The sequence below is a fragment of the Sphingosinithalassobacter sp. LHW66-3 genome (assembly GCF_050703275.1).
In the GTDB taxonomy this organism is placed as follows: Bacteria; Pseudomonadota; Alphaproteobacteria; order Sphingomonadales; family Sphingomonadaceae; genus Sphingomonas.
This window is the reverse complement of sequence record NZ_CP193482.1, coordinates 2,772,990-2,797,504: the sequence shown is the minus strand read 5'-3', so window position 1 is coordinate 2,797,504 and position 24,515 is coordinate 2,772,990. Positions and strand designations below refer to the sequence as shown.

At 67.6% G+C, this 24,515-nt stretch carries 16 protein-coding genes and 1 other annotated feature (1 of these 17 only partly in view); of the genes, 3 read left to right on the top strand and 13 right to left on the bottom strand.

The genetic code is table 11. From position 1 onward, the window contains the following. Positions 1–75: 75 nt before the first annotated feature. From ACQ450_RS13730 to ACQ450_RS13675, 12 genes are all read right to left on the bottom strand, one after another. Positions 76–2,064 (bottom strand): CapA family protein, encoded by a 1,989-nt coding sequence (locus ACQ450_RS13730; RefSeq protein ID WP_431469689.1) that lies wholly within the window; start codon positions 2,062–2,064, stop codon positions 76–78. Between the two features lie 12 nt (positions 2,065–2,076). Next, on the bottom strand, positions 2,077–2,502 hold the full coding sequence (locus ACQ450_RS13725; protein WP_188054268.1) for a VOC family protein: 426 nt from the start codon (positions 2,500–2,502) through the stop codon (positions 2,077–2,079). Position 2,503: 1 nt separating this feature from the next. Then, positions 2,504–3,364, bottom strand: a complete 861-nt coding sequence (locus ACQ450_RS13720; RefSeq protein WP_188054267.1) for a dienelactone hydrolase family protein — start codon at positions 3,362–3,364, stop codon at positions 2,504–2,506. 2 nt (positions 3,365–3,366) lie between these two features. Then, positions 3,367–5,076: a gamma-glutamyltransferase family protein gene (locus ACQ450_RS13715; RefSeq protein WP_431471234.1), complete on the bottom strand. Its 1,710-nt coding sequence runs from the start codon at positions 5,074–5,076 to the stop codon at positions 3,367–3,369. Further along, complete coding sequence (ggt, locus tag ACQ450_RS13710; protein ID WP_431469688.1) at positions 5,076–6,803, bottom strand: gamma-glutamyltransferase; 1,728 nt, start codon at positions 6,801–6,803, stop codon at positions 5,076–5,078. The genes ACQ450_RS13715 and ggt overlap by 1 nt, the downstream gene beginning before the upstream one ends. Then, positions 6,800–8,128, bottom strand: coding sequence for a dicarboxylate/amino acid:cation symporter (locus ACQ450_RS13705; RefSeq protein WP_262503890.1), 1,329 nt, complete (start codon positions 8,126–8,128; stop codon positions 6,800–6,802). Before ACQ450_RS13705 ends, ggt begins: the two co-directional genes overlap by 4 nt. Next, positions 8,125–9,747 (bottom strand): N-acyl-D-amino-acid deacylase family protein, encoded by a 1,623-nt coding sequence (locus tag ACQ450_RS13700; protein ID WP_431469687.1) that lies wholly within the window; start codon positions 9,745–9,747, stop codon positions 8,125–8,127. The genes ACQ450_RS13705 and ACQ450_RS13700 overlap by 4 nt, the downstream gene beginning before the upstream one ends. A 2-nt stretch (positions 9,748–9,749) precedes the next feature. Then, the gene (locus tag ACQ450_RS13695; RefSeq protein WP_431469686.1) at positions 9,750–12,863 is read right to left on the bottom strand and encodes a TonB-dependent receptor domain-containing protein; all 3,114 of its coding nucleotides are present in this window, start codon (positions 12,861–12,863) and stop codon (positions 9,750–9,752) included. Positions 12,864–12,921: 58 nt separating this feature from the next. Then, positions 12,922–14,142, bottom strand: coding sequence for an FAD-dependent oxidoreductase (locus tag ACQ450_RS13690; protein ID WP_431469685.1), 1,221 nt, complete (start codon positions 14,140–14,142; stop codon positions 12,922–12,924). A 160-nt stretch (positions 14,143–14,302) separates the two neighbouring features. Further along, positions 14,303–15,202, bottom strand: coding sequence for a LysR family transcriptional regulator (locus tag ACQ450_RS13685; RefSeq protein WP_188054262.1), 900 nt, complete (start codon positions 15,200–15,202; stop codon positions 14,303–14,305). A 47-nt stretch (positions 15,203–15,249) separates the two neighbouring features. After that, a complete protein-coding gene (locus ACQ450_RS13680; protein WP_431469684.1) occupies positions 15,250–15,594 on the bottom strand; it encodes a RidA family protein in 345 nt (114 codons plus the stop codon). Positions 15,595–15,717: 123 nt separating this feature from the next. Beyond that, positions 15,718–16,311, bottom strand: a complete 594-nt coding sequence (locus tag ACQ450_RS13675; protein WP_188054260.1) for a TetR/AcrR family transcriptional regulator — start codon at positions 16,309–16,311, stop codon at positions 15,718–15,720. A gap of 170 nt (positions 16,312–16,481) precedes the next feature. Here ACQ450_RS13675 and ACQ450_RS13670 point away from each other — a divergent pair, with 170 nt between their 5' ends. The 3 genes from ACQ450_RS13670 to ACQ450_RS13660 are packed head-to-tail and all read left to right on the top strand — an operon-like array spanning position 16,482 to position 22,325. Beyond that, positions 16,482–17,669 carry an efflux RND transporter periplasmic adaptor subunit gene (locus tag ACQ450_RS13670; protein ID WP_431469683.1) on the top strand — a complete coding sequence of 396 codons (1,188 nt, stop codon included), beginning with the start codon at positions 16,482–16,484 and terminating at the stop codon, positions 17,667–17,669. Between the two features lie 10 nt (positions 17,670–17,679). Continuing rightward, complete coding sequence (locus tag ACQ450_RS13665; protein WP_431469682.1) at positions 17,680–20,877, top strand: efflux RND transporter permease subunit; 3,198 nt, start codon at positions 17,680–17,682, stop codon at positions 20,875–20,877. After that, positions 20,874–22,325, top strand: a complete 1,452-nt coding sequence (locus ACQ450_RS13660) for an efflux transporter outer membrane subunit (protein ID WP_431469681.1) — start codon at positions 20,874–20,876, stop codon at positions 22,323–22,325. The genes ACQ450_RS13665 and ACQ450_RS13660 overlap by 4 nt, the downstream gene beginning before the upstream one ends. A gap of 12 nt (positions 22,326–22,337) precedes the next feature. Here ACQ450_RS13660 and ACQ450_RS13655 read toward each other — a convergent pair whose 3' ends face one another. Continuing rightward, positions 22,338–24,167: a PAS domain S-box protein gene (locus tag ACQ450_RS13655; protein ID WP_431469680.1), complete on the bottom strand. Its 1,830-nt coding sequence runs from the start codon at positions 24,165–24,167 to the stop codon at positions 22,338–22,340. A 333-nt stretch (positions 24,168–24,500) separates the two neighbouring features. Continuing rightward, positions 24,501–24,515: a sequence feature (sul1 is cis-regulatory element that is thought to sense ions involved in sulfur or methionine metabolism; They are found in Alphaproteobacteria), on the top strand; it runs 38 nt beyond the window's last position.

The following is a 24,515-nucleotide window of genomic DNA, read 5'->3' as shown; positions in this document are numbered from 1 at the left end:
TACCGGCGCATTCTGCGAGGGGAGCGCAGTGGCGGATCACCACGCCGCTGCCCTCGCACGAAGCGGCAGGCCCCCTCACTCGCCGTGCGACCAGTCTCCCGGCGCGCCATCGCTCTCGTCCCAGGCGATGAAGGCGACGTCGTCCAGGGTCGCGTCGGTCGCGCCGCTCAGCCGAAGCATCGGACGGAGCGGCAGTCGCTCTTCGGCGGTGAAGTCGAACCGGAAGAACTGCCAGTCGCCGCCGCCGATCTCGGCCGCGCCGACCGATTGCCAAGGTGCGGTTTCGAGGGCTTCGAAGCGCGCGCTGCCGGACGGGTGGAACTGCACCAGCGCCTCGACCCGGGCCGGCGCCGCGCTTTTGATCCAGCCGGCGAAACTATATCGGCCCGCTCCGGCCGGGCGGAAATAGCTTTTGGGTGCAACCGACGCCGCATCGGTTCCGCTGGGGCGAAGCACCAGCGCAACTCCGCCCGATCGACCGACCGGCTCGAACGCGAGCGTCGCTCCGGTCGTCGCCCAGCTGCGGTCGACGGCATCGTCGAAGCGAACCGCCTCGAAGTCGCCGCGCATCAGCAGGTCTCGGCCACGCGCCACCTCCGCGGCGCGACTGCACTGCCCGGGCGCTCCGGAGATCGGGAATCGGTTTTCGATCAGCCCCGCACCATAGGGCTGGGCACAGCCCGCGGCAGCGGCGCTGCCTTCCGGAACGATGACGCCATGCCCGCCGACCAGCGCGATCGGTGTCGCGCGCTCGGCGGACAGCGCCACGATCCGGCGCAGCATCGCCTGGCGAACGCCGCCCAGCGCCGGGACCGGCCGATAATCGAGAATCTGGAGAGGCACGATCTCGGCCCGGAACAGGCGGTCGCCATCCATCCAGACCTTCAGCGCGATGCTGCCGTGCGTCTCCGGAAAATACTGGTCGAACAGGAAATTGCCCAGCGAATAGGCGATTAGTCGGCCGCGGTAGAGTTCGAATCCCTGCGGCACATGCGGATGGTGCGCGACGACGAGTGCCGCGCCTTCATCGATCGCGCGCTTCATCCGGCGTTCGCTGATCTCCGTCGGGCGGGCCGAATATTCGGTGCTGCCGTGATACTGGACGATCGGCGCCCAGCCGGCGGCCACTTCGCGCCGCACCGACTCGGCGATGCTGGCGTCGGTGCCGAACGCCGCGCCGCCCTTGTCCGGACCCGCCACCTGGTTCGGTTCGACGCGGCCCTGCCAGCCGACATAGCCGAGCATCGCGAAGCGGCTGCCGCCCAGAGCGATCCGTGCGGCGCGCAGAGCCTCGCTCTCGTTCGCACCCGCGCCCGACCAGCGAAGGCCAGCAGTGTCGAGCGCCGCGACGGTCGAGCCAAGGCCCGGCTCAAGAAAGTCGTAGACATGGTTGTTGCCGAGGGTGACGAAGTCGATCCCCGCGCTGGCCAGCGCGCCCGCCGCATCGCTGTGGGTGAAGAACACCACCGACTTGTCGGGGGCATCGCCGGGCGTCGCGGTGGCGAGCACCGTTTCAAGGTTGACCGACGCCAGATCCGAGGACTCGAAATAGGGCCGCATCGGCGCGAGCAGCGCCGCCATGTCGGCCGCTCGCGTCGCCTGCCGGACGCGCACCGGCTCGCCCCAGATCGGCGTTTCGAATCGGCGGCCGATCATCGCATCGCCGCCGAAGAAGAGTTCGACGCGGCCGGGCGCGCGCGCCACCGCCTCAACCGGCGGCAGCACGATCCCGCCGTCGGCTCCGGCCACCTCGGCGCCCGCGAAGTCGTAAGTGGCTGGGAAAACGGCTGCCCCCGCGACGCGCAGTTGGTAGCGCTCGGCACGAACGACCGCTCCGGCAATCCGGCCACTGCCGTCGACCGTCACCGGTTCGCCGTTCAGCCGCACGTCGAGCATCGCGGGATCGACGCTACCGCCAACCACCCGCACCTGCCCGGAGACTGCATGCTGCGCCGCTGCGACCGTAGGCAGCGCCTGCGCCTGCGCCTGCGCCGGAAGCGCCATCGCCGCCAGCATCAGCGCCACTGCCAGCCGGCCCCCGCCCGGCGTCCCTGCATCCGCCATTTCCACCCCCTGCTATTTCGCGAACAACTGCCCCATGTCGGCGAACGCCTTGAACTCGAGCGCATTGCCCGCCGGATCGTGGAAGAACATCGTCGATTGCTCACCCGGTTCGCCGGCGAAGCGGGTGTAGGGCTCGATCACGAACGCCACGCCCTGCGCCTTCAGCCGATCGGCCAGCGCCCGCCAGTCGTCGGGCCGCAGCACGACGCCGAAATGCGGCACCGGCACCGAATGCCCGTCGACCGGATTGTGCCCTGCGATCGCCTCGCGCCGTTGGCCGACGCAATGCGCCACGATCTGGTGGCCGAACAGGTCGAAGTCGATCCAGTCGCTGGCGCTGCGTCCTTCGGGACAGCCCAGCACGGTGCCGTAGAAATGCCGCGCCGCATCCAGATCATCGACCGGGAAAGCGACATGGAAGGGAGTGAGGTCCGACATGTCATTCGCCTTTCAGCTTCGCATCCAGCCAGGAGAGGATTTCGGCTTCGGTCGCCGCTTTCGCCGCGGCGTTGGCAGGCACCGACTGGCGGGACCGGATCGGCGTGTCATAGCTGTGCTCAGCGCCCTCGAACATGCGGATCTCAATGTCGCCGCCGCGGTTGCGCGAACGCCGCACGAAGCGCTGGCACAGGGTCGGCGACACTTCGGCGTCGGCCGATCCCATGAACACCCGCACCGGATTATAGGGCACATAGCCGCTGCGATCGAACCGCCCCTTCAGCCCGCAGCCGGGATAAAGCGCGACGCCGGTGCGAAAGCCGATCGCCTGCATGTCGCCAGGCTTGTCGTCGGCCATCGCCGCCAGCGTCGCACTGCCCCCATTCGACCAGCCGAGCAACGCCACTCGCGCCCCGTCGACATCCGCGCGGGTCCGCAGGTAACGCAGCGCGCCATAGGCATGGAGCGGACGCCGCGCCACTTCGTCGAGTTGCTCGGGCCGTTCGTCATAGGTGAACCGGCCGAAGCCCTGCGGAAAGCCGAGCGGCCCGAAATCGTCGAGCATCAGCGCGACATAGCCGCGGCGGGCGAGCAGCCTGCCCCACGCCTTGTGCCGCGCCGACAGGGTCGTGGCGTCGTAGCGCCCCTCGGCGCGGCTCGAATAGGCGCCCGACCGGCCGTGCAGCATCACCACTGCGGGGGCGGGGCCATTCGCGTCGTCGGATTTGAACACATAGCCGACCAGTTGCGTCTCGCCGTCGCGGCTCGGGAACGCAACCTGCTCGACGGTGACTTCCTGCGCCGCGATCGGCGCAGCAGCGAGCATCATCGCCATCGCGGCAAGAACAAGCGGCAGGCGCATCGTCAGTCCCTCCTCTCGAGTGTGATGGTGCGCGCCACTCCGTCGCGGCGCGGATCGGCGCCGCCGTCGAACCGGCCATTGCGAAGGACGACGCCGTGAAGCCCCGAGTCCTCGCCTGATCCGGGCCTGACCAGCACGCCTCGCGTCGCCATCTCCCCCAGCATGTCGGGCGGGAACTTGCTCGCCTCGCCGTCGAACCGCGCGCCGCGGGCAACGAGATTGGGTAGCGCGATCGCCTCGGCCATCGGTAGATTCCAGTCGATCGCGCCGATCAGTGCCTTCGAGACATAGGCCAGGATCGCGTTGCCGCCGGGCGAGCCGATCGCCCCCACCAGCCGATGGTCGCGATCGAGGATCACCGTCGGCGTCATCGACGAGCGCGGCCGCTTGCCGGGCGCGATCGCATTGGGCCCGCTCGGCACGAACGAGAAATCGGTCATCTGATTGTTGAGAAAGAAACCGTCGACCATTCGGCCCGAGCCGAAATAGCTTTCGACCGTAGTCGTCATCGACACCGCGTTGCCCTCGCCGTCGATGATGATGAAATGCGACGTGCCGGCGACCTCCTGCGTCGCATCCCCGGATTCCGCGACCACCCCGGGCGGCGTTCCCGGCTGCGGCGGCGGCCCGGCGCGACGGCCGATCCGCGCGGCGCGAGAGGCCACATAGCCGGGATCGAGCATGCCCGCGACCGGCACGTCCGGCGTGTCGCCGACATAGGCGTCGCGATCGGCATACATCAGGCGGCTCGCCTCGGCGTACTGCACCCAGGCGAGCGGGTCGGCGGGGCCGCGCTCGGCGATGTCGGTATGCTCGACCAGCGCCATCAGCTGCAACAGGCCGACCCCGCTCGACGGTGGCGGCGGCACGCACAGGACGTATACGCGATAGCCGTTGCACAGCCCCTCGCGAACGACCGGGCGATAGGCTGCGAAATCGGCCTCGGTGATGCTGCTGGGCAGCGCGCCCTCATGCAGCCGGGCGACGATCCGACGCGGAGTCTCACCCGAGTACATGACGTCCGGACCGCCGTCAGCCAGCCTGCGGAGAAAGGCCGCATAGGCGGGATTGCGGAGCGTGTCGCCGGCGCGGACCTTCTCGCCGCGCGCATTGCGGAAATAGGCGACCACATCGGGCGCGCTCGCCTGCGGCGCGTCGCCATGAACGAACCGCTCGAGCCGCTGTGTGACGGTGAAACCCGCCTCCGCGGTCTCGATCGTCTCGTCGAACAGCGCCGACCAGGCGAGCCTGCCGTGCCGCTCGTGCGCCAGCCCCAGCATGCGCACGACGCCCGGCACTCCCGTCGCGCGGCCGCTCAGCACCGCCGTCGCGAACGGCAGCGGCCTGCCTTCGGCATCGAGGAGCATGTCCGGCGTCGCTCCGGCAGGCGCCGTTTCGCGCCCGTCATAGACGGTGACCGATCGGGTTGCGGCATCGTAGCGGACAAGAAACGCGCCGCCCCCCAGCCCCGAGCTCTGCGGCTCGACCAGGCTGAGCATCGCCTGCACTGCAACTGCCGCGTCGACGGCACTGCCGCCCCGGCGCAGCACGGCGATGGCCGCTTCGGCGGCGAGCGGGTGCGCGGCGGCGACGAACGCCTGCCCTGCAGTCGAATGCGCTTGCGGCGGCGGCGCGATCGCCGTTCGCTGCGCGGTTCCGGCGGGAGCGCAGGCGGAAAGCGCCGCCGCTCCGAGGATCAGCAGCGCCCGCATCACGGCTCGACCGCCTCGGCGCCCGGACGGCGCGGATCGGCCGCACCGAGGAACAGGCCGTTCTCGATCATGATCGACTGCGCGCTGCCCATGGTCTCGTCAGAGGTAATGCGGTGACCCCGCGCCCGCAGCGCGGCCACCGTGTCCGGATTGAAGTTGGGTTCGACGCGGAGCGTGTCGGTCGTGCCCTGATAGATGCGTGGCTGGTGCGTGGCCTCTGCGACGTTCAGGCCATAGTCGATCGTGTTGACGATGACCTGCAGCACCGAAGTGATGATCGTGCTGCCGCCCGGCGTCCCGGTGACCAGCCAGGGCTTGCCGTCTTTGAACACCAGCGTCGGCATCTGCGTCGAAAGCATCCGCTTGCCCGGTTCGAGCGCGTTCATCGGCGGCGGCGCTCCGGTGCGCTGCGCCTCCCATGCCTGTTCGTGGCTGAAGTTGTTCATCTGGTTGTTGAGCAGGATGCCGGTGCCCGCGATCATCACCCCCGAACCGAAGTCCGACCCCAGCGTATAGGTCGTCGAGACGACGTTTCCGGCGGCATCGGCAACCGAGAAATGGGTGGTGGACGGACTCTCGTAGGCGAGCGGGTCGCCCGGCGCGAGTTCGGCGATCGGTGTGGCGTGCTCCGGATCGATCAGCCGCACGCGCTCGGCGGCATATTCCTTGGAGACGAAGCCGCGCACCGGCGCGGTCACGAACGCCGGATCGCCGAGCGACTGGTAGCGGTCGAGATAGGCGAGCTTCATCGCCTCGGCCATCACGTGCAGCGACGCCGCCGAGCCGAGACCCATTTCGCGGAGATCGAAATGCTCGAGCATGTTGAGCATGTTGAGCAGCGCCGCGCCGCCGGCGCTGGCGGGAGGCGTCGTGTAGATGGTGGTACCGCGATAGCTGCCCACCAGCGGATCGCGCTCGATCGGCCGATAGGCGGCGAGATCAGCGCGCGTGATGAGCCCGCCGTGCGCCCGCATGTCGGCCTCGATCCGCCGCGCAATCTCGCCCGAATAGAAGGCGGCGGCGCCTTCGCGGGCGATCTCGCCGAGCGACCAGGCGAGATCCGGCTGCCGGAGCAGCTCGTCCTTGGCATAGAGCGACCCGTCCGACTTGTAGAAGGTCGCGCGTCCCGAAACGCTGTTGCCCAGGCGCTCGCGGCCCCAACCGAAGACGAACGCCTCGTCGGCGGTCAGCCGCACGCCGTCGCGGGCCATCGCCAGCGCGGGCGCCACCAGCCGCTCCCATGGCAGGCTTCCCCACTTACGGTGGGCATATTCCAGCCCCGCGACGGTTCCCGGCACTGCGGGAGCAAGATAGCCATAGCTGCTTTCGGGCCGTTCGCGCCCCTGCGGATCGACGAACATCGCGGGCGTCGCGCGTGCCGGCGCGACCGAGCGGAAGTCGATCACCCGCACTTCGCCGCTGGCGGCATCATAGACGGTCATGAAGCCGTCGCCGCCGATATTGCCGGCCCGCGGCAACGTGACCGCGAGGGCGAAGCCGACGGCGATCGCCGCATCCACGGCGTTACCGCCGTCGCGCAGGATCTGCGCTCCGACTTCGCTGGCAAGCGCGTTCTGGCTGACCACCATCCCGCGCGTGCCGACGACCGGCGAATGGATCGACGGATATTCGAGGAGATGCCGGCTCTGCGCAAAGACAGGCGAGCCGAGCGCGAGCAGAATGCCGGCAAGGAGAAGCGCGGCACGGCGCAGCGGCGACCGGATCATACGTCGTCCTTCGAAAGATATTCGGCCACGTCCATCTCGCCTTCCCAGCGGGCGACCGCAGTCGCGATGGAAAGGTCCGACGTGACGTTCGGAATGGTTCGGATCATGTCGAGAATGCGATCGAAGGGCAGGATGAACCCGACGACGATCGCGGTCTGTTCGGGCGTCACGCCGATCGCGGCGAGCACGGCGGCGAGCACGAACAGCGACCCCGAGGGCACGGGCGCCACCCCCATTGCAACGATCGTCGTGGTACCGGCGATCACCAGATAGTCGCCGAACGTCAGATCAACGCCGAACGCCTGCGCCGCAAAGAGCGTCAGCATCGCGACATACATCGCCGCCCCGTCCATGCCGATCGTCGCGCCGAGCGGCAGCACGGTCGACGCAACCGGCGGCGAGACGCCAAGGTTGCGCTCCGCCACCCGGATCGCGACCGGGAGCGTCGCCGAACTCGACGAGGTCGAGAATCCGACCATGATCGCATCGGCGATGCCGCGGAAGAAGGGTAGCGGTGGCAGCCACGCCATCAGCCGAACCACGATCCCGCCATGGATGACCAGCGTGACGATCGCCGAGCCGACGACGACGCACAGGCCCAGCTTTAGCACTGCGAAGAAGCTCGCCGGGCCGCTCGTTCCCATGACCACGGCGATCAGCGCAAAGACGCCGAACGGCGCGGTTTCCATCACGAAGCCGACGATCTTCAGCATCACTTCGCTGCCGCTGGCCAGCAGCTTTCGAATCGGCTCGCCTTCCTTGCCCGCTGCGATCACGCCCGCGCCGATCAGCACGGCGAAGAAGATCACCGACAGGGTGGCGCCGCTCGCCATGGCGCCGATCGGATTGTCGGGCACGATCTCGAGAAACATGCGCGCGGTGTCCTGCGGCGGAGAGACCGCACGGGGTGCCGCATCGGCGAAACTCGCGCCGACGCCCGGCGCGAGCAGTGTCGCCACGACAAGGCCGGTCGTCACCGCCAGGGCAGTGGTGAGAACATACATCCCCAGCGTCTTCACACCGATGCTCCCGAGCCGCTTCGGATCGGCAAGCGCGGCGACCCCGGAGGCGATCGTCAGAAACACCAGCGGCACGACCAGCATCCGGATCAGTCGGATGAAAAGTTCGCCGATCCACGAAATCGCAGTGACCCCCGGCCCCCAGGCGAGGCCGACCGCCGCACCGACCACCAGCGCCGCCAGGATGCGCTTCCACAGCGCCACGCCGAACCACCAGCGCAGCGACCGCCGAAGGGGCCCGGGCGAGCGCTCGCCGGTATCGCTCGTCGGTGCGGGAGCTGTCGGAGGCATGTTGGTGTCGTTCATTCCGGGCAATTCCAGTCGGGTTGGCGCGGCTTGGCGAGAAAGCGCCCGGCGAATGTGCCGGTCGGTACGCCATTTGCGACGGCCAGGCGGCCGTTGACGAATAGATGGCGGACGCCGGCCGCCGGAAGCTCCGGCGCCGCATAGGTGGCGTGCTCGCGGTACGCTGCGGGGTCGAGGATCACAATGTCGGCGGCATGGCCGGCGAGCAGGCGCCCGCGCCCCTTCAGCCCCGACAGATCTGCGGTGGTAGCGCTGGCGCGGCGGACGAACTCGGTTTCGGTCATCACCGGCCGCTCGCGGACGAACAGCCGCCAGCGGCGCGCGAAGCTGCCATAGGCGCGCGGATGGCCGCCGCTGGCGTCCGATCCGGCGACGACCCACGACTGCCGCGCGAACGCCTCGATATCGGCGTCGGCCATGTTGAAGGAAACGATGCCGGCGCCAGGTTCTTCGATCAACAGCCGGATCGCGGCGTCCAGAGCCGCAACATCCCACTCGCTCGCGATCGCATCGAGCCGCTGTCCCCGGTACCGGCCGTCGACCAACAGTACCGCGCCCGCGCCGCCGCGCACGCGCAACTGTTCGGCCATTCCCTCCCGAAGCCGCGCGCCGTTCTCGCGCAGCCGCGCCACCATCGCCGCGCGGCCGCCGTCCATCGCCCACCGCGGCACGAGTGCGCTGGCGAGACGGGTGCTCGACGCTTCCCAGGGATATTGATCCGCCGTCACGCGCAGTCCTTCGGTGCGCGCGCGCGCGATCCGGGCGATCACGCGCGGCGCCATGCCCTGCGCATCCACTCCCAGCGCCTTGATATGGGCGATGTGGAGCGGCAGCCCGGCGGATTCGGCGATCGTCAGCGCCTCCTCGATCGCGGCAAGCAGCCCGATCGAGCTGCTGCCCTCGTCGCGCAGATGCGTTTCATAGATGCCGTCGCGCCGGGCGGCAGCACGGGCGAGACCGATTACTTCCTCGGTACGCGCGAAGCTCTGCGGCGCATAATAGAGCCCGCTCGACAGGCCGAGCGCACCATTGCACATCGCCGCGCCGACCAGCCCCTCCATCCGACGCTGCTCGTCCGCCGTCGGCGCACGATCCGCTTCGCCGAGAATCAGGCGGCGCACGGCCCCGAAGCCGACGAAAGCCGCGACATTGGGGCCAGGCGGCTGTCGATCCAATCGCGTGAGGACCGCGCCGACATCGGGATCGCCACCGCCATCGTTGCCGATCACGATCGTCGTCACGCCCTGGAGCAAGTGATTGGCGAGGAGCCGTCGGCCCGGTTCGTCGGACAGAGCGTCCGAACCCGAGTGCGTGTGCGGATCGATGAAGCCGGGAACCACCGTAAGCCCCGTCGCGTCGATCATCTGCTCTGCCGTAACGCCTGCCGGCCGGGGTCCGACATAGACGATCCGGCCGTCGTCGATTCCCACTTCGCTATTCCGCGGCGCGGCGCCGCTTCCGTCGATCACACGGCCGCCCGCGACGATCGCGTCGATCGTGCGCGGGGCGGAAAGCGGAGCCGGGCGAAGGGAGACGCCCGGCTCCGAGGTACGTCCTGACGATGCCGCGGCCAGCATCGTCAGGCACAGCACTCCGCCGATTGCTGCGGAGCGAATCATCGTCAGAACCGCTTGCTGACCGAGGCGTACACCTGGCGGCCGCGATTGCTGTAGAGGTCGCCGATGTAGCCGTAGGTCTGGTCGGCGATCGGCGGCAGCTCGTCGAGGATGTTGCGCGCACCGAGCCGGAAGCGGGTGCCGTCCATCGCGCTTCCGTCGCGAACCGTGTACTGGACGTACAGGCTGTGCGTCATGTGCGAGTCCACGCGGAAGCGCGTGCCGTCGTCCAGCGATGCCGAGGTGTCGGTCACCGGGCCCACGTAAGAGCCGTACCAGCCCGCACCCCACGAGCCCGAGCGCCAAGTCAGGCTCGCGCTGCCGCGCCATTTGGGACGGCCGTTCTGCTCGATCAGGTCTTCGGCACCGGGGATGGTGATGGTCGACGGGATCACGCCCGCCGCCTGCGCGTCGAGCAGCTCCTGCTGGACCTCGCCCGGCGTCTGGTAGAACTCAAGCAACCGTGCCGCATTCACCCGCAGCGAGAAATCGCCGAGGCCCGTGTCCTGCACCGAATAATAGAGCCCGAGGTCGAAGCCACGGACGGTGCGCGGCGTCAGGTTGATGTAGGAATCGTACACCTGGATGACGTCGCCTACCGGATCTAGGCCCGTGCCTGCGAAATCGGCGATATCTTCGGGCGATGGCGCCGCCCGCTCGACGAGCGGGTTGGACGAGCCCTGCAAGCGCAGCAGATAGTCGAGGATCAGCGCGTTGCTGTCGCCGAGGATGCCGATCACATCCTTCTGACGGATTTCCCAATAGTCCGCGGTCAGAGTCAACCGCCCGCCGTTGCCGCCGAAGTCGAATTGAGTGGTGGCACCGATCGAGAGATTGTCCGATTCCTCCGGCGTCAGATCGCGACTGCCCGAGCGATTGCTGACCACGCTCTGCCCCTGGGCGCAGTTGTTGATGCTGCTGATCCGCCCGGCGCGCAGATCGGCCTCGCAGCGGATCCAGTCGGTGCGGGTGTTCGCCCGCTCGACCCCGTTCTCGAACAGCTGCGGAAGGTTCGGCGCCCGGAAGCCCTGCGACCAGGAGCCGCGCAGCTGAAACTGCGGGAAGACATACCAGGACGCGGCGATCTTCGGCTTCGCGACACTGCCGAAGCCTTCATAGCTTTCGGCGCGGCCCGCGAGCTGGAGATCGAGCGAATGGACGAGCGGGATGTCGAGCTCGGGCGAGACCAGCGGCACCGCGAATTCGAGGAACGCCGAATAGACTTCCCGAGAGCCGCGGCTGTCGGGAGTCGGGCTGGCGCCCATCGCATCGCTGCCGTTCGAGCTGCCGTCCAGCGCAGTGAACACGATGGTACCGTCGAGCCGGTCGTCGCGATCGTCGAAGAAGGTCTCGTGCCGGAACTCGACGCCCGCCGCCATGCCGACGCGCCCGCCGGGCAGGCGAAACAGATCGTTGGTGCTGATCTTGAAATCGGCGAGCGCCAGCTCGGTCTCGTTCGCACGCGAGATGTCGACCATGAAGCTGTCGATCACGCTTCGCGCGTTGGGAGTCGAATCGCGCCGCTGCGGGTCGAACGGGTCGCCGCCGTTGAACGGATTATACGCGCTCGAGTCGGTGCGCGAGAGCGCCTCCTGAAACAGCGTGAGGCTGATCGTGCGCATCGAATCGACCGTCCGCGCTTTCGAGTAGAGCGCGGCGGTTTCCCAGTCGAAGCCGCCTAGCTGTCCTCGGAACCCACCGACGAAGCGATAGGTGTCGTTGACGACATCGACCACCATCGGCCCGGCGTCGACCGGACGGTAATCCTGAAGCTCAAGCGGAACGCCCGCGGTGGAGACGCCGGTCAGGCCGGGGATTCGATTGGGGCTGCCGACCGGGCCGAACGGGTTCCAATAGGCATTGGCAGGCACGATCAGCCGCTGGTTGGACAGCGCGGTCTCCTGCTCGCGGATCGACTGGAAGTCGGCGTGGTACCAGCCGATCTCGCCGAAGAAGCGGATGCCGCTGTCGAATTCGTGGTTGAGAAAGGTGAACAGGTTGAAGCGCTGATTGCGACCGAGAATCGTCCGCTCGGTGTTGATGTCATATTTGAGGTTGTTGTCGGTCGACAGCGTGGAGAGGGTCGAATTGTCCCAGCAGGTGTTGGCGACCGGGCCAGGCGCGATGCACCCCTCATTGGTGTCCGGCTGAATGTGGAAGGCGCCGCTCGTCGTCAGCGCCGCGCCGTTCACCCGCGCGGTCGTGCTCGAACGGCTATAGTCGCTGTTGAGCCGCAGGAACTCGCCCCACATGCCGTCGACCGAGGTGTTGTCGAAATTCGAATCGCCTGCGAACGGCGTCCCTTCGACCAGGGACCGCATATCGCTGGAACGGGCGTTGAAGCGATCGACGGCATAGAGCGGATCGCGGTGCGTGAAGGCGCCGAACACCGAAATGTTCGTCATCCCGTCATTGAAGGTGTGCCCGCCTTCGAACGCCAGCTGATACTCATGCTGGTCGGATTCGTCGGTAAAGCCGACTTCGCCGGTCAGGCGGAATCCGTCGAGATTGTCTTTCAGCACGGTGTTGATCACGCCGGCCACCGCGTCCGATCCGTAGATCGCCGCTGCGCCGTCGAGCAGCACCTCGACCCGGCGCACGCCCATCACCGGAATGGCGTTGGTGTTGACGCTCTGCACGGGAACCAGGTTCTCGGTCTGGGTACCCGGATGGAGCACCATGCGGCGGCCGTTGAGCAGCACCAGCGTGTTGCCGGTGCCAAGTGCGCGCAGGTTGATCGAGGCCACGTCGCCGCGCGCGTCGTTGATGCCGCCCGCGTCGCGGCTTTCGTTGAACGCCACGTCACCGGCCTGCGGGATGGCGCGGAAAAGCTCGTCGCCGCTGGTCGGCGCGATTGCGTCGATATCCTGCTCGTTGAACACCGTGACGGGCAGCGCCCCGGCGACATCGGCGCCGCGGATCTGCGATCCGATGACGACAATCTCCTCGGGCGTGGCATCTTGCACGTCGGCCGCGGTCTGCGGCGGCGCCGCGTCCTGGGCACCGGCCGAAGCGGCGGCGCCGGGCAGCGGCACTGCGTCCTGCGCCATCGCGGCGGTTGCGCTCGCAATGAGCGAAATCCCGCCCATCAGACTTGCTATCCGAATCTGTGTCTTCATGATTGAAGCCCCCTTCCCTGGCTTGTTCTGCAGTGCGGCTGCGGTGTCTGGCGCACCGTCAGTCCCTCCCTTCGATGATGTCGGCGACGCGCTCTGCGGAGCCGGCAGCATAGGTCCAGCCAAGCGCACCATGGCCGGTATTGGCGATCACGCGGTGCGCGATCGTCCGAGTGATCGGCAGCGAATCGGGCGTCATCGGGCGGAGTCCCGCCCAGCTCGATTCGATCGAGTCATATTGCGCCGCCTGCGGAAGTGCGGCGCGCGCGCTGCGCACCAGCGCGCGGTGTCGCTTCGGGTCGATGTTCGTGTCGCGCGCGCCGAGATCGGCTAGCCCGGCGATCCGCATGCGGTTTCCCAGCCGCGCGAACACCACGCGGTTCGCGACGTCGGTGACGCTGATCGTGGGCGCGGCGGGCCCGGGCGGAGTCGTGATCGAATAGCCCTTCATCGGCAGGATCGGCAGCGATATGCCCAGGCTGCGCGCAAGCGCGGCCGACTGGCTGCCTGCGCACAGCACTACCCGGTCGGCGACGATCCGCTGGCCGCCCGCGGTAATGACTGCCGGGCGCTGCTCATCCGCTTCGATCCGGTCGACCGTCACTCCGAACAACCCGGTGCCGCGGCCGGTAGCGGTCAGCGCGATCCGCGCGCTCGTGCAAAAGCGATACGGATCGCCCACTTCCTCATCGGCGGTGTAGAGCGCACCGACGATGTCGTTGCGGATCGCGGACAGCATGGGTTCCATCGCGACGACCTGGTCGGGGTCGAGCAGTTGCTGGCGAACTCCCTGCGCCGCCTTCAGCGCGGCTGTCTTCTGCGCCGAAGCGAAGCTCTTCGCCGAGCGATAGAGATGGATCTTGCCCGGGCAGCTGTGCGCGAATTCCAGGTCATGATCCGACACTAGGCGCCGCAGCGCCTCGCGTGAGCGGAACGCCAGCGCCAGTCCTGCCAGCGTATTGCGCCGGAAGCGCCCGGCGCTGCTGTTGCGGACGAATGCCAGGCCCCAGCGCAGGAATTCGGGATCAAGGCTGAGACGGAGGCGAAATGCCGGTTCGGCACCCAGAACGAGCCGCGGCATCTGAGCCAGCGTCGCCGGGCTGGCCAGCGCATCGGTATAGGCATAGCTCAGCTGCGCGCCGTTGGCGAAGGAAGTGCCCAGTCCGGGCCCTTCGGCCGCGTCGATCACGGTCACTCGGTGGCCGCGATCCGCGAGCGTCAGCGCGGTCGCCATGCCGACCACGCCCGCGCCGAGCACCGTCACGGTCTGCGGCTGGCTCATCGACGCAAGCAAATCCGGAGCAGACCGTCGTTCATTCCGAAAATGTCCCCCCGGCGCGAGGCAACGGACCTTCCGTTGCAGATCGCTGCGCCTGGAGGAAACTTATCGGCAGGGGCGGACGCCGAAACTATGAATTTTTTGCGACACCCATAGCCTGTGGCTATGGATCTCCAGCCCGGCTTTCCTGAAGTGCCTTTTCAAGCGTGCGGAGGAATTGCCGCGCGATCTTTGACGGCTGGCGATCCTCCAGCGTGGCATAGGAGACGGTGAAGCCAAGCCGCGGCTCCGTCGGAAGCCAGCTGAAGCCGGGCGACCGCCATGCCCGCGCAGTGAATTCGTCGAGCACAGTGACGCCGCCTTCGAGCTGTGCAAGCCGGGCAGCGATGAAGAATGTCTGCACCGACACCGTTTCGCGATAGCTGATCCCGCGCTCTCGCGCCGCCCGTGTGAGCACTTCGCCGATCGGTCCTGTCGCCGTCACGCCGATGACGTCGCGGTCGGCGAGCAGGTCGAGCGGCAGCCGCGGACCCACCGATCCGAATGCCCCGGTCGGGAAGAGCACCACCAGCTCGCCTTCGGCGAGCACCGTCCGTGTCAGGCGCGGGTGCGGCGGCGGGGTATAGGCGATGGCCAGGTCGGTCTCCCGCTCGATGAGCGAGCGCACCAGATCGTCATGGTGGTGGGTATGCACTTCGAAGGTCACGCGCGGCCATTCGCGGCGGAACTGCGCCATCGCCTGCGGAACGATGTCGAGCGCAAGGCTGGGCACGATCCCCAGCCGGATATGCCCGCCACCGGCCTGCGAGAGGTTGCGCGCGGTTTGCTGAAGCGATTCAAGCCGTTCGAAAACGTCTCCCGCCTCGCGCATCAGCGCGTGCGCCTCGTCGGTCGGCACCAGCCGTCCGCGCGCGATCTGGAACAGCGTGAAGCCCAGGCTGTCTTCCGCGTGCCGCAGCGTCTTCGAAACCGACGGCTGCGAAACGCCCAGCGCGCGGGCCGCCGCGCTGATCGAACCATGGGTGTAGACGGCGTGAAAGATCTCGATCTGACGGAAGCGCATCGCGCCGCTATACCGCCCGGGCGGGTGCCGCCCAACGCTGTTTGCGCTCACGGGCGCAGGGCGACAGCCTCGACTTCCACCAGCGCGCCTTCGGTGAGGAGCGCGGACACCACTGTCGACCGGGCCGGATAGGGCTCGCCGAAAACGCGGACATAAGCGGCGTTGAAGGCGGCTCCATAGCCGGGATCGGTGAGCCATGCGGTCACCTTCACGACATGCTCGGGGCCGCAACCGCTTTCGGCCAGCACGCGAACCAGGTTCGCGAGCGCCTGATCCGCCTGCGCTTCGATTCCGCCGGCGACGATCGCGCCGTCCCCGCCGCGCGCGAGCTGGCCCGAAGTGAACACAAGATCGCCGGCACTACGGGCGGCAGACAAGGGGGGGCGCACCATTCCAATACTCCTGGGAGGGAGCGCTTCGAGTGATGCTCAGGCGAGCGACATGCAATCGCGCGGATGTCGGGCAACCATGGCCTGAGGTTATGGAGCCGATCGCGCGTGCGCTCCCGCGGAAGCTCAGCAATCTCCTTCGGCGAGCGCGGCCGAGAACAGGCGGACGAGGCATCTCTCCACATGATCGGTCCGTTGGTCGCAGATCGGCGAAACGGCCATCACAGACCGGATGATCGCCGTCCCCATCAGAACCGCCATTGCCAGGCTCGCCCGAAACTCGGTGTCCTCGCCGTCCAGCAGCTCGGCGATGGCGCCGAGCATGTGCTTGTGCATCGACTCACGTACCAGTTCGCACGCCACGGGCGAGGAGGAAGAGCGGAGGATGATCAACAGATGCTCGAGCTTCTCGGTGCGCGGCGCTCCCGGCGGAGTTTCCATCAGCAGCCGTGCCAGATGCTGCGGCAGTTGATCGCGTCCAACGCCCAGAAACAGGTCTTCTTTCGCGCCGGCGCCGAGGACGTTCTTGAACAGCTCCTCCTTGCTTCCGAAATAGCGGTTGATGAGCGCGGGATCGACGCCCGCCGCACCGGCAATCTCACGCACGCCGACGGCTTCGTAGCTTTCGCGTGCGAAGAAGCTGCGTGCGGATTCGAGGATCGAATCGCGCGTGGCGGCAGAATCCCGTTGGGAACCAATGACTTTGGGCGACACGGCCATCCCCTATTCCTACTGGCGCCACGGCGTGGGTCAATCACTAGCCTGCCGACAAGTCAACAGGCGTTGACTTCGTCACTGCCGGTTCATAGATGGCGGTCGAGCGACCCGTCCGAAAGAGACGGGCAATGAGGATGATCTGGGGGCGCGCACCTCTTGCGACGGATCCTGCTATGGCCCGAATTCAATTCCGCACCGGCGCATTGGCGCTGCTTCTCGCGCTCGGCGGCTGTTCCGGCGGCGAGGCCGAATCGGGTGCGCCGCCTGCACCGCCGGTAACCGTCGCCGCTCCGGTGGTGCGCGAGGTCGTCGACTCCGACGAATTCATCGGCAGGTTCGAAGCGGTCCAGCACGTCGACGTGCGCCCGCGCGCGTCCGGCTATCTCACTTCGGTTCACTTCCAGGATGGACAATATGTCCGCCGCGGGCAGCTGCTGTTCACGATCGATTCGCGTTCCGCCCGCGCGGCACAGGCTCAGGCCCAGGCCGAGTTCTCACGTGCCCAGGCGGCGCTCGAAAACGCCCGCACTGAACTGGCCCGGTCGCGCTCGCTCGCCGAAGCGCAGGCCGCCAGCCAGGAGGAAGTCGAATCGCGCGAAGCGGCCGTCCGTTCTGCCGAAGCCCAGGTCGCGGCAGCCCAGGCCAGCGCACGTGCGCGTTCGCTCGACGTCGGCTTCACGCGCGTCACGGCACCGATTTCAGGCCGCATCTCCGAGCGGAACGTCGATGTCGGCAATGCCGTGCAGGCCGATCAGACGGTGCTGACGACGATCGTCTCGGTCGATCCGCTGCACTTCGCCTTCGAAGGATCCGAGGCGCTCCTCCTGAAATACCAGCGCGCGGGCGCCGGGATCGACGAAGGCGCGGCGGTTCGCATCCGGCTGCAGGACGAGGCGGATTTCGTTCACGCCGGCACGCTCGACTATGTCGGCTCGACGATTGATCCGGGCGCCGGCACGGTCCGCGCACGGGCCGTCGTTCCCAATCCTGAGGGCCTGTTGAAGCCTGGGATGATCGGCAATCTGCGCCTTGCTTCCTCGCAGCCGTATCGTGCGCTGCTGGTGCCGGAAACCGCCGTGATGAGCGATGCGGCGCGGCGCGTGGTCTACGTCGTCACCGAGGACAACACGCTCACTGCCCGTCCGGTCGAGCCGGGTCCGCTGATGGGCGACCTGCGCGTGATCCGTAGCGGCTTGAGCGCGGGCGACCGAGTGGTGATCGGCGGTGCGCAGCGCGCGCGCCCGGGCCAGAAGGTGGAACCGAAGGCGGGCACCATCCCGCCCTCGCAGACCGGCGGGGACGGCGAACCGGCACCGCCGCAACCACGAGCGGACGCGTCGCGCCCAGCCGCAGCTCGCTGAGGGCCGCACCATGAACATTTCCGGCTTCTTCATCGAACGGCCGATCTTCGCGTCGGTCATTTCGATCTTCATCGCGCTGATCGGCGCTTTCGCCTATCCGCTGCTGCCGCTGTCGCAGTACCCGCAGATCGCGCCGCCGACGATCGTGGTCCAGGCGTTCTATGCCGGCGCCTCGCCCGAAACGATCGCGGAAACGGTTGCCGCGCCGATTGAGGAACAGATCAACGGCGTCGAGAACATGCTGTACCTGCAGTCCTCCTCGACGCAGGGCCAGGCGCAGGTCACCGTCACTTTCGAAGCCGGAACGGATCTCGATCAGGCGCAGGTGCTGGTGCAGAACCGCGTCGCAGTCGCCGAGCCGCGCCTGCCCGAAGCGGTTCGCCAGCTCGGCGTGACCGTGAACAAGCAGGAATCCGGGTTCCTGATGATCGTGGCGCTCACGTCGCCCGACAACACGTACGACACCGACTATATCGGCAACTATGCCAACACCGCGGTGCGCGACCGACTGCTGCGGCTGGAGGGCGTCGGCGGCGTGCAGGTGTTCGGCGGCGGCAATTATTCGATGCGGATCTGGATCGATCCGGATCGCGCGGCCGGGCGCAATCTCACCGCGACCGAGATCGTCCAGGCGCTCCGCGCGCAGAACGTGCAGGCCGCGGGTGGCGCGCTGGGCGAGCCGCCGGCGGGCTCCGGCAATCCGGCATTCCAGGTGCCGGTCGACGTGCAGGGCCGGCTGAGCGATCCCGAACAGTTCGCCAACATCGTCCTCAAGACCGACCCCGCGACCGGCGCGATCACGCGCGTCCGCGATGTCGCTCGGGTCGAGCTGGGCAGCCAGGACTACGGGATTCGCGGCCGCTTCGACGGCGAACGCGGCATCGCGCTCGCGATCATTCCCCAGCCGGGCTCCAACGCACTCGATGCAGCCAACCTCGTCGCCGAGGAAATGGAGGCGATCGCCCGCGAGCTTCCTCCGGGCCTCGAATATTCGATCCCCTACAACCCCACCGAATATGTCGCGGCCTCGGTCGAGGCGGTGCAGCACACCCTGCTCGAGGCAGTGGCGCTGGTGGTGCTCGTCGTGCTCATCTTCCTTCAGACGTGGCGCGCCGCGATCATCCCGATCGTCGCGATTCCGATCGCGCTGATCGGCACCTTCGCGGTCCAGCTGGCGCTCGGATTCTCGATCAACTCGCTGTCGCTGTTCGCGCTCGTGCTCGCGGTCGGCATCGTGGTGGACGATGCGATCGTCGTCGTGGAGGCAGTCGAAAAGCACATCCGCGAAGGACTTACACCGCGCGAGGCGGCGCATCGCACGATGCGCGAGGTTTCCGGCGCGCTCATCGCGATCGGCCTCGTGCTGGTTTCGGTGTTCATCCCGACCGCGCTGACGCCGGGCATCCCCGGCATCTTCTACCGTCAGTTCGCGGTGACCATCGCCGCTGCATCGGCGATCTCGCTGCTCGTCTCGCTGACCCTTTCGCCGGCGATGGCCGCGCTGCTGCTGAAGCCGCACCGCGAAGATCACGGCGAATCCGGACCGCGCTGGCTGAGGCCGCTGAAGGTCGCGGGCAATCGCTTCAACGCCGGCTTCGATTGGCTGGCGGACCGCTTCGGGCGGCTCACCGCGCGACTGGTGCGGATGGGAACGCTGATGATGGTGCTCTACGCCGGCCTGCTCCTGCTGACCGGCTGGCGGCTGAGCGACACGCCGACCGGGTTCATTCCCGAGCAGGATCAGGGCGTGCTGATCGGCGTCGTCCAGTTGCCGCCGGGCGCGTCGCTCGACCGCACGGAGGAAGTGCTGAACCGTGCCTATGGCATCGTCAGCCAGATGGAGGGCGTCAACAATGTCGCCGCGTTCGCTGGCCTCGACGGCGCCAGCTTCTCGCAATCCTCGAATGCGGGCGTGATGTTCGTCCGGCTTAGGGATTGGGAAGAGCGCGGGTCCGAACTGTCCGCCGAAGCAATGAGCGGGCAGATCACCGGCGCTCTCGCCGGCGCGATCGACAATGCCAACATCTTCGTGATCTCGCCGCCGGCGGTGCAGGGTCTCGGCAACGGCAGCGGCTTCGTGATGATGCTGCAGGATCGCTCGGGCGCCGGCTATCGCGCGCTGGAAGGCGCGGCAGGCGCGATGATGGGCGCGGCCGCACAGCGGCCCGAAGTGTCGCAGGTGTTCACATTGTTCAACACCGCGACGCCCCGCGTCGTCGCCGATGTCGATCGCGATCGGGCACAGCTGCTCGGCGTACAGCCCGGGCAGGTGTTCGACACGCTCGGCACCTACATCGGCTCGAGCTATGTCAACGACTTCAACCTCTTCGGACGCACCTTCCGAGTCACCGCACAGGCGGAGCCAGGCGCGCGCGAGCAGATCACCGACATCGGCCGGCTCCAGGTTCGGTCGTCCTCGGGCGAGATGGTTCCGCTTTCGTCGGTGGCGACGCTCCGGCCGGACAGTGGCCCGGCGCGTGTGGTCCGATACAATATGCAGCCCGCGATCGAGCTTCAGGGCCAGGCTGCGCCCGGAGTCTCGTCGGGTCAGGCACTGCAGACGATGGAGCAGCTCGCGGCGGAGAATCTGCCGCAGGGGTTCGGCTATGAATGGACCGGGCTCGCCTATCAGCAGCAGGCCGCCGGCGGCAGCTCGGCAGTCATCTTCCTGCTTGCCGTGGTGTTCGTCTTCCTGGTGCTGGCCGCGCAATATGAAGCGATCACGCTGCCGCTTGCGGTGATCCTTATCGTGCCGATGTGCATTCTGGCGGCGATGCTGGGTGTCAATCTGCGCGGGATGGACAACAACATCCTCACGCAGGTCGGCCTCGTCGTCCTGATCGCCCTCGCCGCGAAGAACGCGATCCTGATCGTCGAGTTCGCCAAGCAGGGCGAGGACCAGGGGATGGATCGCTTCGAAGCGGCGGTGCATGCCGCGCGCTCGCGCCTGCGGCCGATCCTGATGACCAGCTTCGCCTTCATCTTCGGCGTGATCCCGCTCGCGATCGCGAGCGGCCCAGGCCAGGAGATGCGCCAGTCGCTGGGCACCGCCGTCACGTTCGGCATGCTCGGCGTGACGATCTTCGGGCTGCTGTTCACGCCGCTCTTCTACGTCCTCATGCGCGGGCTCGGCCGCTATCTGCCGCAGCGCGGGTCGCGCTCGGACGAAGCGCCCGCGCCTGCATCGCTCGAAGGAGCTGCCGAATGAAGTTCCGCACCTTCTGCACCGCGGCAGCTGCCGTCGCGCTCTCCGGCTGTGCGGTCGGACCCGACTATGTCGCACCCGCCCCGCCCGCGCCGGCACAGGCGCCGCTGATCGAAGCGGCCGACGCGGCCTTCGTTCCGGCCGAGCCCCCCGCAGAGTGGTGGCGTCTGTTCCGTGCTCCGGTGCTCGACCGGCTGGTCGACGAGGCGCTCGCGAACAACACCGATCTGCGGGCCGCCGCCGCGAACCTGCGCGAGGCGCGCGCGCTGTTGTCGGAGACGCGCGCCGGCCGGCTGCCGACGACGGACATCGGCGCCGGCGCCAGTTATGGCCAGGTTGCCGGTTCGACGCTCGGTGTCGACGGCGCCGGACCGCGGGGCGAAACCTATGATGCCGGGCTCGACATCGGCTATCAGGTCGATCTGTTCGGCCGCATCGGCCGCGCGATCGAAGCGAGCGAGGCCGATGCCGAGGCAGTGCGCGCGGCCTATGAGCTGACGCGCATCACGGTCGCGGCGGAAACGTCGCGGGCCTATGCCGAAGTATGCGGCTACGGCCGACGCATCGAAGTCGCGCGCGAGAGCCTGCGCGTCCAGGAACGCACGTTCGATCTGACGCGGCGGCTGTTCGAAGGCGGCCGCGCCACTGCGCTCGATACCAACCGCGCACAGGCGCAGCTCGATCAGGTCCGCGCCGACCTGCCGACGCTCGAGGCCGAGCGCCGGGCAGCACTGTATCGCCTGGCGGTGCTCACAGGCCGCCCGCCGCTGGAGTTCTCCGCCGAAGTGGCCGATTGCACGGTGCCACCGTCGGTGCTCACGCCGCTACCGGTGGGCGACGGCGCATCGCTGCTCGCCCGCCGGCCCGATGTGCGCGCGGCCGAGCGACAGCTTGCAGCGGCAACCGCGCGGATCGGCGTTGCGACCGCCGAACTCTATCCCAGCGTATCCTTCGGCGCCTCGGTGGGGAGTACCGCCAACGCGATCGGGGATATCGGCTCGTCGCAGGGCTTCCGCTTCGGCATTGGGCCCCTTCTCTCCTGGAGCTTCCCGAACACGGCGGTCGCCCGGGCCCGGATCGCTCAGGCCGAAGCCCGGGCCGACGCGGCCCTGGCTACCTTCGACGGCACTTGGCTGACCGCGCTTCAGGAAACGGAGAGTGCGCTCGCACGCTTCGCGCGCCAGCAAAGCCGTATCGCCATCCTCACGAGCGCGCGCGATGCGAGCGCCGAAGCAGCACGCATCGCACGGCTGCGCTACGAGGCGGGTCGCGAGAGCTTCCAGATCGTGCTCGAAACCGAGCAGAACCTCGCCGCCTCCGAAGCACTGCTGGCGCAGGCGCAGGCGCAGCTTGCGAATGATGGCATCATGTTGTTCCTGGCGCTTGGCGGCGGCTGGGAAGCCGAGCCACTGCAAGCCGGCGGCGCCTTCGCGTCCGATGAACCGAGTTGAGGCGAAGAGGGCTCAGCGGGCCGGGGCGGGCTTCAGCAGTTCGGTGAGAGCCGCTGCCAATGCCGGCAGCCGATAGGGTTTGCGCAGAATCGGGAACTTCCGCTCGTCCTGTGGAATGAATTGTTTGCTGCTGTAGCCGCTGGCAAGCAGCACGGGCAGGCCCGGCGCCCTGGCGCGGAGCGCTTCCGCCAGGTCGAGGCCGCTCTGGCCGGGCATCACGATGTCGGAGAAGACGAGGTCCACCTCCTCCCGGTCGAACAGGGAGAGCGCTTCGGCGGCATCCGCTGCTTCCACCACGGTGCAGCCGAGGTCCTCGAGAAGATGGCGCGCGAAGTACCGGACATGGTCGCTGTCCTCGACCAGGAGGATCGTCAGCCCCGGCGGAAGCGAGAGTTCCAGTTCGTCGACGGACCGCTCCAGCGGCCGCTTATCGGTTCGTGGCAGGTAGATATGGAGCGTGCTGCCACACCCGAGCTCGGACTCCAGGTTCGCAAAACCGCCCGATTGCACCGCAAATCCATGGATTTGGGAAAGGCCGAGCCCTGTCCCCTTGCCGGTGGGCTTGGTGGTGAAGAACGGCTCGAACACACGCTCGAGCGCCTCACGTGCGATCCCCTCTCCGGTGTCGCTGACCGACAGGGACACCATATCGCCGTCGGGACGTGATACGTTCCTGGTCGCGATCGTGAGCCTTCCCCCGTTCGGCATGGCATCGCGCGCGTTCAATACGGCATTCAGCAGTGCCGCCTCCAGCCCGGTGGGATCGATTTCGACGTGCCAAAGCCCCGGCGCGAGATCGAGCTGGAGATCATAGGTGCTGCCAAGCGTGCGCTGGAGCATCTCTCCGAGCGCGTCCAGGCGGACGCTAAGATCGAGGACTTCCGGCTCCAGCGGCTGGCGGCGTGCGAACGCGAGCAGCTGAGAGGTCAGGCTGGTCGCCCGCTCCGCCGTCTCCAGCACGACATTCAGGTAACGCGTGCGCTTCTCTTGCTGCAGGTCCGGCTGCCGCAGGAGAAAATCGGCAGCGCCCCGCACCACCGTCATCAGATTGTTGAAGTCGTGTGCGATCCCACCTGCCAGCTCACCCAGTGCCTGAAGCTTCTGCGACTGCAGCAGCGCCTCCTGTGTGCGCCGAAGCTCCTCCTCCGCCTCCTTCCGCTCGCTGATGTCGCGCGTGATCTTGGCGAAGCCCACATGTGTGCCCTGGTCGTCGTAGATCGGATCGAGGACCACGTGCGCCCAGAAGAGCGAGCCGTCCTTGCGAACGCGAAGCGCTTCGGCTTCGAACTTGCCGTCGCGTAGCGCAGTTTGCAGCGCCCGTTCGGGAGCGCCGCGCGATTGGTCCTCTTCGGTGTAGAACAGGGAGAAGTTTCGCCCGACGACTTCGGATTCGGCATAGCCCTTGATCGCCTGAGCGCCGGAATTCCAGCTGTTGATGTTGCCCTGCGGGTCCAGCATGTAGATCGCATAGTCCACCACGCCGGTAATCAGCAGTCGGAACTGCAACTCGCTCTCGCGCGCCGCTTCCTGCAGGCGCACCTTTTCGGTGACGTCCCGAGTGATCTTGGCAAAGCCGATCAGCGTGCCCGTCTCGTCCCGGACGGGATCGACGATGACATGGGCCAGAAACTTGCCGCCGTCCTTGCGCAGACGCCAGCCTTCCATCTCGAAACGGCCCTGCTCCGCGGCCGTGCGCAGGATCGTGGCAGGCATCCCGCTTTCCCGGTCTTCGAGTAGGAAGAACCTCGAGAAATGCTCCCCGATGATTTCTTCTGCCTCATATCCCTTGAAGCGGCGGGCGCCCGAATTCCACGTGCTCACATAACCATCGGGATCGAGCATGTAGATCGCATAGTCAGTGACCGACTGGACGAGCAGCTCGTACCGCCGATCGAAGAGATCCTGATGCAGATTGAGTGGCGACATTCACGATTCCGCTGAAGGCCCCCGCCCTCCAACCGGTCAGTGTGGGAAAATCGGGGATCGATCAAGGCCGCTTCTGCGCGAGAAACCGACTGAGAGGCAGGTGATCGCCGATGGCTGATCGCTTGATCAGGCGCCTTCCTGGGCGTGGCCCAACGCGGATGCCCGCCTGGTTGCGCCGGAGGATGTCGGCGCGGCACAGCCCTTCGCACTTGCAAAACGGGGTACGGGAGCGTATCGGCGCCGCCATCCGCTGGACCCGGTTTT